The sequence below is a fragment of the Nonomuraea cavernae genome (assembly GCF_014646355.1).
GTDB lineage: Bacteria > Actinomycetota > Actinomycetes > Streptosporangiales > Streptosporangiaceae > Nonomuraea > Nonomuraea cavernae.
Window position 1 is genome coordinate 272,518 of the sequence record NZ_BMNH01000005.1, and the last position, 14,958, is coordinate 287,475.

The following is a 14,958-nucleotide window of genomic DNA, read 5'->3' on the forward strand; positions in this document are numbered from 1 at the left end:
CACGGTCCGGCGGCGCACGGTCCTCGGCACGCGGCCCGGCGGCGAGGTCGCCCCTACGGGCCGGTCAGCGGCCGTGGAAGACCGGCCGCTCCTTGGCCAGGAAGGACTTGGTCGCGTCCTGGTGGTCGCGGGTGGCGACGCACTCGTCCTGCAGGTCGGCCTCCACGCGCAGGGTTTCGGACAGCGAGTGCGTGGCCGCGTGGGCCAGCGCCCGCTTGGTGGCCGCGTACGCCAGGGTGGGGCCCTGCGCCAGCCGTACGGCCAGCTCCTGGGCGGCCTTCGGCAGGTCGTCGGCGGGCACCACGCGCGAGACCAGGCCGAGTTCGAGGGCGCGGGCGGCGTCGACCGGCTCGCCGAGCAACAGCAGCTCGGCCGCCCGCCCCTGGCCGACGAGCCGTCGCAGCGTCCAGGAGGCGCCGGAGTCGGGCGCCAGGCCGATGCCCGTGAACGCCATCGCGAACTTCGCCTTGTCCGAGGCCACCCGCAGGTCGCAGGCGAAGGCCAGCGCGGCGCCCGCGCCCGCGGCGACGCCGTTGACCGCGGCCACGACCGGCTTGTCCATGGTGGTGATCAGCTCGACGATCGGGTTGTACTGCTCGCGCACGGTGTTGGCCAGGCCGCGGCCGGCCTCCAGGTTGGCGGCGTGCTCGCGCAGGTCCTGACCGGCGCAGAAGGCCCGGCCCGAGCCGGTCAGCAGCACCGCCCGCACCTCCGGGTCGCCGGCCGCCCGGCGCACCGCCTCCAGCAGCGCGGCCTTCACCTCGGACGTCAGCGAGTTCATCGCATCGGGGCGGTCGAGGGTGACGGTGGCGACGGCGTCGGTCACGTCATAGCGGATCACGATAACTCCCTGTCGACGAACGCGGCTGCTGCGGGCAGCAGGCGGGCTGCCTCCTGCTCGAAGTAGGATCTGGCCTTCTCCCCAGGCCAGGCGGGTGGCAACAGCTCGGGGGGCAGGCCGGGGTCGCGGAACAGGAAGTTGCGCCACCCGTGCACCAGTCTGCTCCTGGTCGCGAAGACCTGATCGGCGGGGGCCCCCTCGGGGAGCGCCCCGACCAGCGTGACAGCCTCCGACAGCCAGTGCTCGTACGCCTCGCCGATCGCCGTCAGGTCCCACGCCCGCGACACCAGCTCCTGCGAGACGCCCTCCAGGGCCGCGTCGAACCTGTCGGCCCGCACCCCCTCGCCGTCGAGGAGGTTGTCGAGCTCTGGGGAGGAGCGCGGGCCGATCCAGGCGGTCTCGGACAGCGAGGCGTAGCCGAGGAAGGTGAGATCGGCTCTCAGCCGCTCACGGCGCTGGCGATCCTTCACCGGTTCGAGCACGATCAGGTGCCAGCGTCCGTGCCAGCTCGGTGTTCCGGCTCGGTAAATTCTCAGTGCGGCCTCGTCCAGCCGCCTGACGCACTTGGTGGTGAGCCCGTAGCCGGGCCCCTGAGGCAGCCTGACCGGCCGCAGCCAGCCCTGCCTGACCATCCGTGAGACGGCGGTGCGCACCGCCGGAGCGGCGATTTCCAGGGGCTTCATCAGGCGTACGAGAGCGGCCACGGACGCCTGCCCGCCGCGCGTGCGCAGGTGGTCTCCGTAGAGGTCGAAGAGGGCGGCGCGAGCATGCACGAAGTCCAGTTTGAACGTCCTGGCCACCGCGGACAACGCATTCTGGGAGGAGATCGTTACCCATGAGGGCTCTCGATGCGGGAGAATAGGACATCACAGAAGACGTGAATGCGCCGCCCTCCCTAACGGGCGGTCGAAATCGCGGGCCGCGGGAGCCCAAGGCAGGAAGGGATGCACGCATGGCGGCGATGAAGCCGCGGACCGGCGATGGTCCGCTCGAGGTCACCAAGGAAGGGCGCGGCATAGTCATGCGGGTCCCCCTGGAGGGTGGCGGCCGGCTCGTCGTGGAGATTTCCGCCGACGAGGCAAAGGCGCTCGGTGAGGCGTTGAAGAACGTCGTCGGCTGAGAGCTCCCGAGACAACCTGACCCCACGGCCCTGGCGTTCGCGCCAGGGTCGCTGACGTTCGAGGAGAATGTTCCCGTGCCGATTGAGACCACTGCGTCGGTGGTCACCGACCTGCCCGCGGACGCCGAGCTGGTGGCCGTCCCCTATGCCCAGGACCTGATCCCGTCCCGCGCGCTCGACCTGCCGGTGCCGGTGGCCGACCTGCTGGCCCACTACGAGGCCAAGGGCGAGCCCGGCGAGATCGTGGACGTGCCCGTGGCGCGCGGGAGCGGGGTCGGCCGGGTGCTGCTCTACGGCGTCGGCGACGGCTCGCCGCGCGCGCTGCGCAAGGCCGCGGCGGCGCTGACCCGCCGGGTCAAGGGGCGCGCGGAGCTGGCCGTGGTGGTGCCCGACGGCGACGTGGCGGTGTTCGCCGAGGCCGCGCTGCTCGCCGCCTACGCCTATCGCATCGGCGCGCCGGGCAAGACGCCCGTCGGCGCGCTCAGGTTCGTCGGCGCCGACGAGGCGTCCGTACGCCGCGCCCAGGCCGTCGCCGAGGCCGTGGCGCTCGCCCGTGACCTGGCCAACACGCCCTCGTCCGTGAAGAATCCCGCCTGGCTCGCCGAGCGCGCCGCCGAGCAGGGCGTGCCCACGCGGATCTGGGACGAGGAGCAGTTGCAGGCGGGCGGCTTCGGCGGCATCGTGGCCGTCGGCCGGGGGTCGGTCAGCCCGCCCCGGCTCATCCAGCTCTCCTACACCCCGGCCGAGCCCGCCGATCGGCACGTGGTGCTGGTGGGCAAGGGCATCACGTTCGACTCGGGCGGCCTGTCGCTCAAGCCGACCGAGAACATGAAGACCCAGAAGACCGACATGGCGGGCGGCGCCGTGGTGATCGCCGTCCTGGGGGCCCTGGCCGCCCTGGGCGCGCCCGTACGCGTCACCGGCCTGATCGCCGCGGCCGAGAACATGCCGTCCGGCACCGCCCAGCGGCCCAGTGACGTGATCACGCACTACGGCGGCCGCACGGTCGAGGTGCTCAACACCGACGCCGAGGGCAGGCTGGTGCTGGCCGACGCGCTCGCCTACGCCGACGCCGAGCTCGACCCCGACGCGGTCGTCGACGTCGCCACGCTCACCGGGGCCATCACGGTCGCCCTCGGGCGCAACGTCGGAGCCGTCTACTCCACCGACGACACGCTGGCCCGCGAGCTGGTCGACGCCGGGCAGGCCACCGACGACCGGCTGTGGCGGATGCCACTGATCGACGACTACGCGCCCGCGCTGGAGTCGCCGATCGCCGACCTGTCCAACGTCGAGAGCGGCTCCACCTTCGGGGCGGGGTCCATCACGGCGGCGTTGTTCCTGCGGGAGTTCGCGGGCAAGCGGCCGTGGGCCCATCTCGACATCGCGGGCGTCGGCCGCAGCACCGTCGACGAGGGCACCCTCAGCAAGGGCGCGACGGGGTTCGGGGTGCGCGTGCTGCTGGAGTGGCTCACCCGGGGCTAGTCGGCGATCTTGACGGCGGCGAGCAGGCCGTCGCCGAGCGGCATCAGCAGTGAGCGGAGGCGGTCGTCGCCCTGCACGAGCTTGCCCAGCTCGCGGAGCGCGACCGTCTCCGGGTCGCGCTGGGACGGGTCGGCGACGCGGTTGTGCCACAGGGCGTTGTCGAAGGCGACGATGCCCCCGACGCGCAGCAGCCGCACGGCCTCGGCGAGGTAGTCGGAATACTCCTGCTTGGCCCCGTCGGCGAACACGAGGTCGTAGCCGCCGTCGGAGAGCCTGGGCAGAACGTCGAGCGCGCGGCCCGCGATGAGCCGCACCCGGCCGCCGGAGAAGCCCGCCTCGGCGAACGCCTGCCTGGCCAGCCGCTGGTGCTCGGGCTCCACGTCGACACTGGTCAGTGTGCCGTCGGGGCGCATGCCCCGGAGCAGCCAGAGGCCCGAGACGCCGCAGCCGGTGCCGATCTCGACGACCGACTTGGCGTTGACCGCCGTGGCCAGGAAGCAGAGCGCCGCCCCGCCTCCGGGAAGGATGGGGGTGGCGCCCATCTCCAGGCCGCGCTGCCGCGCCGCGTGCAGGATCTCATCCTCGTGATGGAACTGCTCCGCATAGGCCAGAGTGGCCTCTACCGGACTGGTCATCGGCCTCCTCCCCCCACTTTCATGCGATTGGTCACCGGTCGCAGCCTAGGGGAGACACGCCCGGACGGGAACTCAGGAGCGCCCTCCGGCGTTGCAGGTTTAAACGGGCTTTGCCGGTCCGGAAGGCAGGCAGTACGCACGAAGGGACAAAACCAGGCACTATGGCGGTAGCGGTGGTCCCAGAGAGAGGAGTGCTGGTGGACGATAGTGACCACCAGGCCGATACTCCCATGTCTGATTGGACGCCTCCCACCTGGGAGGAAGTGGTGCGGACTCACTCCGCCCGCGTATATCGACTGGCGTACCGGCTCACCGGCAATGTCCATGACGCCGAGGATCTCACGCAAGAGGTCTTCGTCCGGGTTTTCAGGTCGTTGTCGAGCTACACGCCCGGCACGTTCGAGGGCTGGCTGCACCGGATCACCACCAACCTGTTTCTCGACATGGCGCGGCGCAAGCAGCGCATCCGGTTCGAGGGGCTCGCCGACGACGCGGCCGAGCGGTTGCGCGGCCGTGAGCCGTCACCGGCCCAGGCCTTCGACGACGCCCACTTCGAGCCCGACGTCCAGGCCGCTCTCGACGCGCTCACTCCCGACTTCCGGGCGGCGATCGTGCTGTGCGACATCGAAGGGCTGTCGTACGAGGAGATCGCGGCCACGCTCGGCGTCAAGCTGGGCACTGTCCGGAGCCGTATCCACCGTGGCCGGGCGCAGTTGCGGGAGGCGCTCGACCACCGGGCACCCCGTAATTCACAACTCCCCCCGCCAGCATTCCCGTCGGGGACCCGTGGGGAGGAAGTCTGATATGTCACATCTTGGAGAACGCGTATCCGCGCTGGTGGACGGTGAGCTCAATCACACCGAACGCGAGCGTGCCCTGGCTCACCTGACCTTCTGCGCGGAGTGCAGGCGCGAGGTCGAGTCGATGCGGGCGCTGAAGTCGCGCCTGCGGTCGCTCGACGACATGGTCATGCCGGCCGATCTCACCATGTCGCTGTTGCGGATGTCGGAGCCGGGCGGCCCGCTGCCGCCCCGGGAGCGGCCTTTCCCTACCCGGACGTTCGGCGGGGTGCCCATCCCGGGCCCCTACAGCATCGCCCCGCTGGACAACCGCCCGCGCAGGGACGCGACCGGCGGCGCTTCCGGCCCTGGCCGTGGAGCTAGACGACGCTCGACCTACGTCGCCGTGGGCGTGGTCTCGGCGGCCGTCGCCCTCGGCACGTTCTTCGCCGCCTCGGGAGTGGGGCAGACCACCCCCAGCCCGCCGGTCGAGCTCTTCAACCAGCACCGGCCCGCGACCCCGCAGGTCACCACGCCGCCGATGCCCACACCCTGACCTTGGCCCGGTGAGCTGGGATACTCGGTTGGCGTAGTCGGCGGTGACGGGGGCATACGATCTGGGTTCGGGTTTTGTCAGGTGTGCCCATTTTCTGGGGGCATCCTTGACAATTGCTTTACGACCCTCGTATGCCGATCGCGCCAGGATTGCGGTGTCCGAGCAAGGAGTGGTGAGAGTTAGATGACCGACGAGACGCGCCCCAACGAAGGACGCACACCGTCGGACTTCCCCGGCTCACAGGGGCGACCGGAGTTCCTGCCCGCTGATGAGCATCCGGAACAGCCCGGTTGGGGATCCGAGACGAGCTCGTTCGGTCTCTGGAGCGATCCGTCAGGTCGTTCCACCGGCACGGAGATCTTCGGCCTGCCCGACCGGCCGTACATGACCGCCTCCCACGGTGAGCCGTCGGGCCCGCAGCCCGGTCCGCAGTCCGCGCAGGGGCCTCTCGGTGACCCGTCCGGCCCGCAGCCCGCTCAGGGCGGCTTCGGCGACCCGTCGGGCCCGCAGTCGACGCGCGCCTACGAGAGCCCCTTCTTCGGCACCTCGGCCGGCCCGCCTCCCTACGGCGGCGAGGCGCCCCCGCCGCCTCCGCGCGGCGCGCTCGGGATGGGGCAGGGGTGGGCGCCGCCGCCCGGGTCACCGGGCGCGGCCACGGCCAGGCGCGGGCCGAGCGTCAGTCTGATGGTCGTCCTGGCCGTCGTCATCGCCCTGCTGGCCTCCTTGCTCGGCAGCGTCGGCACCTACCTGCTGACCAGGAGCGGCGACGGCACCGACCCGTCCTACAGCCTCGGCCCAGCTCCCAGCGGCGCCGTCAACCGGCCTCCCGACTCGGTGGCCGGCGTGGCGTCGCGCGTGCTGCCCAGCGTCGTCTCGCTGGAGGTCGGCAACGGCAGCAACACCGAGGGCGCGACCGGCTCCGGCTTCCTGATCAAGAACGGCTACGTGGTCACCAACAACCACGTGGTCGCCATGGCCGCCAAGGGCGGCGAGATCCGGATCATGTTCAACAACCGCAAGACCACGACCGCCCGCATCGTGGGCCGTGACCCCGGCTCCGACCTGGCGGTGGTCAAGCCGGAGGAGACGTTCGGCACCCCCGAGATCACCCTGGGCAACTCCGACCAGGTGGTCGTCGGCGACCCGGTCATCGCGGTCGGCTCGCCGCTGGGCCTGTCCGGCACGGTCACCACGGGCATCGTCAGCTCCCTCAACCGCCCGGTCATCGCCGGAGACGAGAGCGGCACGTCCGCCGAGGAGCCCGCCTACATCAGCGCCATCCAGACCGACGCCGCCATCAACCCCGGCAACTCGGGCGGACCCCTGGTCAACGGCAAGGGCGAGGTCGTGGGGGTCAACTCCGCGATCGCCACGTTGAGCCGCTCACTCGGCAGCCAGAGCGGCAGCATCGGCCTCGGGTTCGCGATCCCGGTCAACCAGGCTCGCCGCGTCGCCGAGGAGCTCGTCAGCACCGGCAAGGCCAAGCGCCCCAAGATCGGCATCGTGCTGGACCGCGACTACAAGGGCGAGGGCGTCCGCATCACCACCGACCGGGTCGACGGCCGGCAGCCGGTCGACGCCAACGGGCCGGCGGCCAAGGCGGGCCTCAAGGAGGGCGACGTGCTGATGGAGATCGACGGGCTCCGCCTGCAGGACGGCAACGAGCTCATCGCGCTGATCCGCAGCAAGGCCCCCGGCTCCCAGATCACCGTCAAGTACCTGCGCAACGGCGAGGAGCGCACCGCCACTCTGACCGTGACGGCCGACGACGAACCCGTCGCCACACCGTCCTGATCCGGATGCGCGACGCGTCACCGCCCTGGACGGAGCTGTCCAGGTTTGGGATCGTCAGCGTGGGTGGGCGCCCGAGCTGTCCCGGCTAGCCCTTAGTCTGGGATTTGACCGGGGTCGTCCTCGGAGCTATTTCACTGCGGTAGGAGCTCACCGTGTTCGGACTCGGCTGGATGGAGATCGGAGCGCTGATCGTCATCGCGCTGCTCGTCTTCGGTCCGGATAAGCTGCCCCAGGTGGCGTCACAGGCGGGCGAGACGCTGCGCAACCTGCGCCGGATGGCCAACAACGCGCGCGAGGACCTGCGTGCCGGGCTGCCGCCGGAGCTCTCCAACTTCGACCCCGCCGACCTCAATCCGCGCACCTTCGTCCGCAAGCACCTCCTGGACGACGTGGAGAAGGACTGGAACGGCCGGCCTCGGGAGCTGGAGCCCGCCACGGCGGCCTACGTCGCGGAGGCGGAGCCGGTCGACCCGTTGGGCTACGGCGAGATCCCGCCGTACGACTCCGAGGCGACCTGACGCCCGCGGAACACGGCGGGCCCGCTCGCGGACGAGCGGGCCCGTAGCGAAAAGGCGTCAGCGGTTGGGCGACAGACCCAGCTGCAGCCCCTTGATGCTGGACGAGCGCTTGCTCAGAGCCGCCGCGATCGAGCGGAGCTCGGCGGCGGCGGGAGAGTCGGGATCGGTCAGCACGAGCGGCTTGCCCTCGTCGCCGCCCTCGCGCAGCCGCAGGTCGATCGGGACCTGACCGAGCAGCGGCACCCGGGTGCCGAGGGTGCGGGTGAGCGCGTCGGCGACCGTCTGGCCACCGCCCTCGCCGAAGACCGAGATGCGCTCGTCGCAGTGGGGGCAGGGCAGCCACGCCATGTTCTCGATGACGCCGGCGATCTGCTGGTGCGTCTGGGCCGCGATCGAACCCGCCCGCTCGGCCACCTCGGCGGCGGCCATCTGCGGCGTGGTCACGACGAGGATCTCGGCCGACGGAAGGCGCTGGGCCACCGAGATGGCGATGTCGCCGGTGCCCGGAGGCAGGTCGAGCAGGAGGACGTCGAGATCGCCCCAGTAGACGTCGGCGAGGAACTGGTGGAGCGCCCGGTCGAGCATCGGCCCGCGCCACACCACCGCGCTGTTGCCCTCGGGCTTGAACATGCCGACCGAGATGACCTTGATGTCATGCGCCACCGGCGGCATGATCATGTCCTCGACCTTGGTCGGCCGGTCGGAGGCGCCCAGCATGCGCGGGATGCTGTGGCCGTAGATGTCGGCGTCGACGATGCCGACCTTGAGGCCGCCCGCGGCCATGGCGGCGGCCAGGTTGACCGTCACGGACGACTTGCCGACGCCGCCCTTGCCGCTGGCCACCGCGAAGACCCGGGTCAGCGAGCCCGGCTGGTTGAAGGGGATCTCCTTCTCGGGCCCCCGGTCGCCGCGGAGCTTGGTCTGCAGGGTCTTGCGTTGCTCGGTGCTCATGACGTCGAGCTCGATCTCGACGCCTGTGACACCGTCGAGGGCGGTGATCGAGGCGGTGACGTCGCGGCGGATGGTGTCCTTCATCGGGCAGCCGGCGACGGTGAGGTAGACGCCGACGCGTACGACTCCGTCGGGGGCGATGTCGATGCTCTTGACCATGCCGAGATCGGTGATCGGGCGACGGATCTCGGGGTCGATGACGGTGGCGAGCGCTGCCGTCACCTGTTCCTGGGTTGGTGCCATCGAAGTCTCGGCACGAGGGAGTGCCGTCCCTCCTTTGTCGTCTATGTAGGACAGGCGCTGCACGCCAGTGAGGATGCCCCTCCATGGTATGAACCAGTGCCCCGGCACGGTTAATCCCCAACTGTTTAGGTGTCCGTGCAACGTTCTAAGGTTACTCCGTGACTCTTCTGCACGACGAGAGCCTCACCGCCGAGGAGCTGACGGTCTGGCGGATGCTGCAGCGAGCCCAGATGCGGGTCACCCGCCATCTTGAGGCGGAGCTGCTCGTCGCCCACGACCTCGCCCTGGCCTCCTACGACGTGCTGCTCCAGCTCGCGGAGGCGCCCGAGCGGCGGCTGCGGATGAACGACCTGGCGGGCAGGGTGCTGCTGTCCCGCAGCGGCCTGACGAGGCTGATCGACCGGCTGCAGCGTGACGGGCTGGTGGAACGCGAGGCGTGCGCGAGCGACGCGCGCGGTCTCTACGCCGTGCTCACCGACACCGGCGCCGCCCGGCTGGCCCAGGCCACTCCCACCTATCTGGGGGGCATCAGGAGCCAGTTCCTCGACCTGCTCGCCCCCGGCGAGATCGAGCAGGTGCGCGTGATGCTGGCCAAGCTGGCGGCGCTCGACCTCACCGGCGCTCCCTGAGCTCCTCCAGCAGCCGCTGCACCTCGGAGTGCAGATAGTCGCGGGTGGCCACCTCGCTCAGGGCCATCCGCAGCCCGGCGATCTCGCGGGTCAGATACTCGATCTCCGCCTGGTTGCGCTCGGCCGCCTCGCGGTCCTGCTCGTACTGGACGCGGTCCCTGTCGGCCTGGCGGTTCTGCGCCAGCAGGATGAGCGGTGCGGCGTACGAGGCCTGCAGCGACAGCATGAGCGTGAGGAAGATGAACGGATAGGGGTCGAACCGCAGAAGTTCTGGGGCGAAGACGTTCCAGAGCCCCCAGATCCCGACGAACACCGTCATGTAGACGAGGAACCTGGCGGTGCCGAGGAAGCGGGCGATCTCCTCGGACAGCCGGCCGAACGCCTCGCGGTCGTAGTGAGGGCGCAGCGTGCGGCGCAGCTCGCGGGGCTGGTCGAGACGGTCGGTGCTGGTCACGGGTGCAGCCTTTCGCGCCAGTCCTTCGGCAGCATGTGGTCGAGCACGTCGTCGACCGTCACCGCGCCGACCAGCCTGCCCAGCTCGTCGACGACCGGAGCCGCCACGAGGTTGTAGTTGGCCAGGTAGGCGGCCACGTCGGGCAGCCTGAGCTCCGGTCTGATGGGGTCGATCGAGGGGTCGAGCGCGGCCCCCAGAAGGGTGGAGGGCGGGTCGCGCAGCAGCCGCTGGAAGTGGCTCACGCCCAGGTAGGCCCCGGTCGGGGTCTCGGTGGGCGGCCGGGTCACGTAGACCTGGGCGGCGATGGCCGGCGTCAGGTCCTTGAGCCGGATGTTCGCGAGGGCCTCGGCCACCGTGGCGGTCGGGGGCAGGATCACGGGCTCGCTGGTCATCATGCCGCCGGCGGTGTCCTGGGGGTAGGTGAGCAGCCGCCGCACGGGGGCCGCCTCGCCCGGCTCCATCAGCGCGAGCAGCCGGGCCGCCTCCTCGGGAGGCAGGTCGTGCAGCAGGTCGGCGGCGTCGTCGGGGCCCATCTCCTCCAGGACGTCGGCCGCCCGCTCGGGCTCCAGCGTGCTGAGGATGCCGATCTGGTCGCGGGGCGGCATCTCCTCCAGCACGTCGGCGAGCCGGTCGTCGTCGAGCGCGCGGGCGACCTCGAGCCGCCGCTTGCCGGACAGCTCGTGCAGGGCGCTGGCCAGGTCGGCGGCGCGCATGGACTCGAAGGAGGCGATCAGCCCGGCGGTGCCCTGGTCCTTCTGCAGCACGTCGAAGCCGGCCACCTCGCCCCAGTCGACGACCCGGGCCTCGCGCCGCCGCCTGCCTCGGTAGACGGCCACGCTGGTGATCTCCCAGATCGAGGGCTTCGTCTCCTCCATCGCCACGTCGTAGACGGTCATCTGCTGGCCGCCGACGGTCACGGCGAGGTCGAGCATCTCGCCGACGACGAGCGTCTCGGTGGTCCGCTTCTCGAACCTGCGGACGTTGAGCTTGCCGGTGAAGATCACGGCGCCCGCCTCGATGCCGCGCACGCGGGTGATGGGCAGGAAGACGCGGCGGCGTGGCTGCACCTCGACGACCATGCCGTGGACACTTGGCGGACGGGAGCCGCGCAGGCCGACGACGACGTCCCGGATGCGGCCGATCTGGTCGCCCGCGGGGTCGAAGACCGAGGTCCCGGCCAGGCGGGCCGCGAAGATCTTCACGTGAGCAGGCTAACAGTGGCGCGGCGTTGCGCCTGGAACGCCCTACGTGTCAGGATCATACGTTGCTAACGGTACTTACTCTGGATGGTGCGGCATGCGGAATGCCGGTCTCGCCTTCGCGCTGGTCTCAGCGTCCTGTTTCGCCTTCTCCGGGCCGATGGGAAAATACCTCATCGAGGGCGGCCTGACCCCGATCGAGGCCGTGTGGTGCCGCATGGCGGGCGCCGGGTTGCTGTTGTTCGCCGTCCTCGCCGTGCTGCGACCCGCCGTGCTGCGGATCCCTCGCTCCCGGCTGCCGTTCTTCGCTCTGTACGCGATCGTGGCCGTGGCCGGAGTGCAGTCGCTGTACTTCGTGGCGATCACCCGGCTGCCGGTGGGAATCGTGCTGCTGCTGGAGTACATGTCGCCGGTGATGGTGGTCATCTGGGTGCGGTTCGTCCGGGGGATCAGGCTGGCCCGCGCCGCCTACCTCGGGGCCGTGGTGGCCGTGGCGGGGCTGGGCATCGTCGTGGAGGCGTGGGACGGGCTCCGGCTGGACGGGCTCGGCCTGCTGCTGGGCCTGGTGGCCGGGGCGTGCTGCGCCGGATATTTCCTGATGAGCGATAGCTTCGGGGACGATATCGACCCGCTGGGTCTGATCGCCTGGGGCATGATCGGAGCGGCTGTGGTGCTCGTCCCGTTCGCCCGGCCGTGGGGCATCCCGTGGGAGTCGTTCACCGTCTCGGTCGCGCCGCAGGGCGGGGTCACGCTGCCGGTGCTGGGGGCGTACCTGTGGATGGTGCTGATCGCCACCGTGACGGCGTACATCCTGGGCGTCAACGCGGTGCGGCGGCTGTCGGCGGCGGTGGGGGCCACGGTGGCGTCGCTGGAGGTCATCGGCGGCGCGCTGGTCGCCTGGGCGCTGGTGGGCGAGACGCTGGGCGTCTTCCAGATCATCGGCGGCCTGATCGTCCTGTCGGGCGCCCTGCTGGCGCAGACCGCCTCGGCCCGCCGCTCACCGGCGCCGGGGGTGGCCGAGCCGGTGCGCGTGACCTGAGACCCGTGGCCGCCCAGAGCCGGCGCCCAGAGCGGGTGCCCAGAGCGGGTGCTCAGGTTGCGGGCGCTTCAGGCTGTGGGCGTGAGGCGTAGCACCGTGGACTCCCGCGCCCACCGGTCGGTCAGGTGGACGCTGTCGGGAGCGTTGAGGCGCTCCTTGGCCAGCGCGGCGACGGCGTCGGGCTCGGCGGCCTGGTCGACCACCCGGACCGCGGCCTCGAACTCCACCAGCCGGGCGCCGTTGTCCTTGCTGCGCAGCGTCACGCGCACCCGGTCGAGGGCGTCGAGCCCCGGCAGGACCTGCTCGCCACCCCCGGTGACGAGGTAGATGCCGCCGTCGTGCCAGGCGTGCCAGGCCAGGCGCGGACGGTCGAGCGTGAGCCAGAGGATGCCCGACTTCTTGGCGCCCTCCTCGATGGCCACGGTGTTGTCGCTCACAGCAACGACTGTAACCCCGGCCCGAGAGCTTCGGAGCGTCCCCGTTAACGTGTGCGCATGCGCTCTCGTCGTTCTGTGCTCGCGGTGCCCGGCAGCAACCCCCGCTTCCTGGAGAAGGCCCAGGGCCTGCCCGTCGACGAGGTCTTCCTCGACCTGGAGGACTCCGTCGCGCCGATGGCCAAGGAGGAGGCGCGCAAGAACGTCGTGACCGCGCTGCGCGAGGGCGACTGGACCGGCAAGACCCGCGTGGTCCGGGTCAACGACCTGTCCACGCAGTGGACCTACCGCGACGTGATCGAGGTCGTGGAGGGCGCGGGCGCGCACCTCGACTGCCTGATCCTGCCCAAGGTCCAGGACTCCACCGAGATCGTCTGGCTCGACACCCTGCTCACCCAGATCGAGCGGACGATGGGCTTCGAGGTCGGTCGCATCGGCATCGAGGCGCAGATCGAGAACGCCCGCGGCCTGGTCAACGTCGACGCCATCGCCGGGGCGTCCCGCCGGATGGAGGCGTTGGTGTTCGGCCCCGCCGACTTCATGGCGTCGGTCAACATGCGGACCCTGGTCGTGGGGGAGCAGCCGCCCGGCTACACCGAGGGCGACGCCTACCACTACATCCTGATGCGGCTGCTCATGGCGGCCCGGATGCACGACCTCCAGGTCGTCGACGGGCCCTACCTGCAGATCAAGGACGTCGACGGGTTCAGGCGGGTGGCCCGGCGAGCCGCGGCGCTCGGCTTCGACGGCAAGTGGGTGCTCCACCCGCTGCAGGTGGACGCGGCCAACGAGGTGTTCTCACCCGGCCAGGAGGACTACGACCACGCCGAGCTCATCCTTGAGGCGTACGAGTACTACACGACGGTGGAGAAGCGCGGCGCGGTCATGCTGGGCGACGAGATGATCGACGAGGCCTCGCGCAAGATGGCGCTCGTCATCGCGGCCAAGGGGCGGGCCGCCGGGCTGGCCCGCACCAGGACGTTCAGCCCCGAGGGTTAGATCTTCAGCCCGATGGTGGTGAAGAACCAGAACGACGAGGTCAGCCAGAGCCCGACGAGCAGGGTGAACGTGAGCCCGCCCAGCACGGGCAGCGACCAGCCCGGCAGGCCGCGCTTGGGCAGGGCGAGCAGCTTGGCGGTCAGCACCCCGTAGAAGAAGCAGCCGAGCAGCGAGTGCGCGAGCACCCGGGGCACGTCGTACTGCAGGCCCAGGGCGTACAGACAGTGGAACGCGACGGGGATGGTGAGCAGGAAGGCCAGCCGGCCCGACCAGCGGTGTACGGCGGGCGGGATGGAGATCCCGAGCCTGCCCCACATCGACAGGGCGGAGACCACCTGGACGAACGCCAGCACGAAGGCGCCAGTGGTCAGCCAGGCCTTCATCGGGAGCGCGGCGGAGAAGCCCGCGGGGCCCACCGCGAACCCGGTGGGCGTGTGCACCCTCCCGTAGACGCCGAGCGCGATCATCACCAGGCCGCCGGCCAGCAACGGCACGACCAGCGGGGTGAGGCTGTGAGAGGGCTGCCGCGTGGTGGTGGTCATCGCATCTCCTGGATGAAGCCGTCGACGTCCTTGGGGTAGAGGGTGGCCTGGTCGACGGTCACGGGGGCGGTGGGCTGCTCGCTGTTCAGCTCGGGCACGTCCAGTTGCCTCTCGTCCACGAAGGCGGTGCCCACCTGCGTGAAGCCGCCCTGCGGCCGGGCCAGCATGATCCAGCCCGCGCGGATCCTGGCACCTCTGACCTGCGCGGTCGCGCGGTAGAGGCCGGAGGGCTTCTTGACCGTCGGGGCGTCGAAGCTCCACTTCTTGCCGCCGACCTTCAGCCAGCCCTTGGCCTTGCCGCCGCCGAGCGTCGCCCCGGCCTCGGCGCCGCCGAAGCCTTCGAGGCCGACCTTGCCGGCCCCGGCGGTGCCCTTGAACCAGGCCTCCGTCCTGCCGTCACAGAAGTAGCCGATGGCCTTGCCGCCGCGGATGGAGATCGCGATGAGGCCACCGTTGCCGGGGACGCGGCCCGCGTAGTCGATCTTCGTCGCGGTCGTCTCGGTGGGGGTGGGCTTGGCGCTCGCGGACGGCTCCCCGGCGGGCGGCGTCGCGTCGCCGCTGGTCGCGGGGTTCTCGGCGGGCTCGCCCGCGGTTTCGGGCGCGGTTTCGGGCGCGGTGCCGGTGGCGGCGGTGGGGTCCGCCGCGGGTGTCGCGGTGGTGCTGGCGACACCGAGCCCGGCGGCGAGCACGGCTCCGGCCGCCAGGGTGATGACAGGTCCCAGCCTTGACATTGGATTGCT

The 14,958-nt window shown here is 71.0% G+C and carries 18 protein-coding genes; 9 read left to right on the plus strand and 9 right to left on the minus strand.

The window, feature by feature from the left end; all coding sequences use genetic code 11:
• Positions 1 to 64: 64 nt before the first annotated feature.
• Positions 65 to 841, minus strand: coding sequence for an enoyl-CoA hydratase-related protein (locus IEY82_RS12480; protein ID WP_189124222.1), 777 nt, complete (start codon positions 839 to 841; stop codon positions 65 to 67).
• Entirely contained in the window at positions 838 to 1,614 is a 777-nt protein-coding gene (locus IEY82_RS12485; protein WP_189124223.1) for a PaaX family transcriptional regulator, read from the minus strand. The genes IEY82_RS12480 and IEY82_RS12485 overlap by 4 nt, the downstream gene beginning before the upstream one ends.
• Before the next feature lie 179 nt (positions 1,615 to 1,793).
• Between IEY82_RS12485 and IEY82_RS12490 the strand changes: the two genes are divergently transcribed.
• Together IEY82_RS12490 and IEY82_RS12495 are read left to right on the plus strand one after the other, a co-directional pair.
• Positions 1,794 to 1,961 (plus strand): DUF3117 domain-containing protein, encoded by a 168-nt coding sequence (locus tag IEY82_RS12490; protein WP_020545024.1) that lies wholly within the window; start codon positions 1,794 to 1,796, stop codon positions 1,959 to 1,961.
• A 75-nt stretch (positions 1,962 to 2,036) separates the two neighbouring features.
• Positions 2,037 to 3,446 (plus strand): leucyl aminopeptidase, encoded by a 1,410-nt coding sequence (locus IEY82_RS12495; RefSeq protein WP_189124224.1) that lies wholly within the window; start codon positions 2,037 to 2,039, stop codon positions 3,444 to 3,446.
• On the opposite strand, the gene IEY82_RS12500 is transcribed toward IEY82_RS12495, so the two are convergent.
• A complete protein-coding gene (locus IEY82_RS12500; protein ID WP_189124225.1) occupies positions 3,443 to 4,081 on the minus strand; it encodes an O-methyltransferase in 639 nt (212 codons plus the stop codon). The genes IEY82_RS12495 and IEY82_RS12500 overlap by 4 nt on opposite strands.
• Positions 4,082 to 4,242: 161 nt before the next feature.
• Here IEY82_RS12500 and sigE point away from each other — a divergent pair, with 161 nt between their 5' ends.
• The 4 genes from sigE to IEY82_RS12520 all read left to right on the plus strand — a co-directional run bounded on the left by sigE (position 4,243) and on the right by IEY82_RS12520 (position 7,728).
• Complete coding sequence (gene sigE, locus IEY82_RS12505; RefSeq protein WP_189124226.1) at positions 4,243 to 4,884, plus strand: RNA polymerase sigma factor SigE; 642 nt, start codon at positions 4,243 to 4,245, stop codon at positions 4,882 to 4,884.
• Between the two features lies 1 nt (position 4,885).
• Entirely contained in the window at positions 4,886 to 5,416 is a 531-nt protein-coding gene (locus IEY82_RS12510; protein WP_189124227.1) for an anti-sigma factor family protein, read from the plus strand.
• A gap of 183 nt (positions 5,417 to 5,599) precedes the next feature.
• Complete coding sequence (locus IEY82_RS12515) at positions 5,600 to 7,210, plus strand: S1C family serine protease (RefSeq protein ID WP_189124228.1); 1,611 nt, start codon at positions 5,600 to 5,602, stop codon at positions 7,208 to 7,210.
• 152 nt (positions 7,211 to 7,362) lie between these two features.
• Complete coding sequence (locus IEY82_RS12520) at positions 7,363 to 7,728, plus strand: sec-independent translocase (protein ID WP_189124229.1); 366 nt, start codon at positions 7,363 to 7,365, stop codon at positions 7,726 to 7,728.
• Between the two features lie 57 nt (positions 7,729 to 7,785).
• On the opposite strand, the gene IEY82_RS12525 is transcribed toward IEY82_RS12520, so the two are convergent.
• Positions 7,786 to 8,922, minus strand: a complete 1,137-nt coding sequence (locus IEY82_RS12525; RefSeq protein ID WP_189124230.1) for an Mrp/NBP35 family ATP-binding protein — start codon at positions 8,920 to 8,922, stop codon at positions 7,786 to 7,788.
• 158 nt (positions 8,923 to 9,080) lie between these two features.
• Between IEY82_RS12525 and IEY82_RS12530 the strand changes: the two genes are divergently transcribed.
• Positions 9,081 to 9,551, plus strand: a complete 471-nt coding sequence (locus tag IEY82_RS12530; protein WP_225263017.1) for a MarR family winged helix-turn-helix transcriptional regulator — start codon at positions 9,081 to 9,083, stop codon at positions 9,549 to 9,551.
• Here the strand turns inward: IEY82_RS12530 and IEY82_RS12535 are convergent.
• Entirely contained in the window at positions 9,535 to 10,005 is a 471-nt protein-coding gene (locus IEY82_RS12535) for a DUF1003 domain-containing protein (RefSeq protein ID WP_189124231.1), read from the minus strand. The genes IEY82_RS12530 and IEY82_RS12535 overlap by 17 nt on opposite strands.
• Positions 10,002 to 11,207: a magnesium transporter MgtE N-terminal domain-containing protein gene (locus tag IEY82_RS12540; protein ID WP_225263015.1), complete on the minus strand. Its 1,206-nt coding sequence runs from the start codon at positions 11,205 to 11,207 to the stop codon at positions 10,002 to 10,004. The genes IEY82_RS12535 and IEY82_RS12540 overlap by 4 nt, the downstream gene beginning before the upstream one ends.
• A 94-nt stretch (positions 11,208 to 11,301) precedes the next feature.
• Here IEY82_RS12540 and IEY82_RS12545 point away from each other — a divergent pair, with 94 nt between their 5' ends.
• On the plus strand, positions 11,302 to 12,243 hold the full coding sequence (locus IEY82_RS12545) for an EamA family transporter (RefSeq protein ID WP_189124232.1): 942 nt from the start codon (positions 11,302 to 11,304) through the stop codon (positions 12,241 to 12,243).
• Between the two features lie 68 nt (positions 12,244 to 12,311).
• Here the strand turns inward: IEY82_RS12545 and IEY82_RS12550 are convergent, their stop codons facing one another.
• Positions 12,312 to 12,680: a hypothetical protein gene (locus tag IEY82_RS12550; protein WP_225263012.1), complete on the minus strand. Its 369-nt coding sequence runs from the start codon at positions 12,678 to 12,680 to the stop codon at positions 12,312 to 12,314.
• A gap of 57 nt (positions 12,681 to 12,737) precedes the next feature.
• Here IEY82_RS12550 and IEY82_RS12555 point away from each other — a divergent pair, with 57 nt between their 5' ends.
• On the plus strand, positions 12,738 to 13,676 hold the full coding sequence (locus IEY82_RS12555; RefSeq protein ID WP_189124233.1) for an HpcH/HpaI aldolase/citrate lyase family protein: 939 nt from the start codon (positions 12,738 to 12,740) through the stop codon (positions 13,674 to 13,676).
• On the opposite strand, the gene IEY82_RS12560 is transcribed toward IEY82_RS12555, so the two are convergent.
• Both IEY82_RS12560 and IEY82_RS12565 read right to left on the minus strand, forming a co-directional pair.
• Complete coding sequence (locus IEY82_RS12560) at positions 13,673 to 14,218, minus strand: DUF6529 family protein (protein ID WP_189124234.1); 546 nt, start codon at positions 14,216 to 14,218, stop codon at positions 13,673 to 13,675. The genes IEY82_RS12555 and IEY82_RS12560 overlap by 4 nt on opposite strands.
• The gene (locus IEY82_RS12565; protein ID WP_189124235.1) at positions 14,215 to 14,949 is read right to left on the minus strand and encodes a hypothetical protein; all 735 of its coding nucleotides are present in this window, start codon (positions 14,947 to 14,949) and stop codon (positions 14,215 to 14,217) included. Before IEY82_RS12565 ends, IEY82_RS12560 begins: the two co-directional genes overlap by 4 nt.
• Positions 14,950 to 14,958 lie beyond the last annotated feature (9 nt).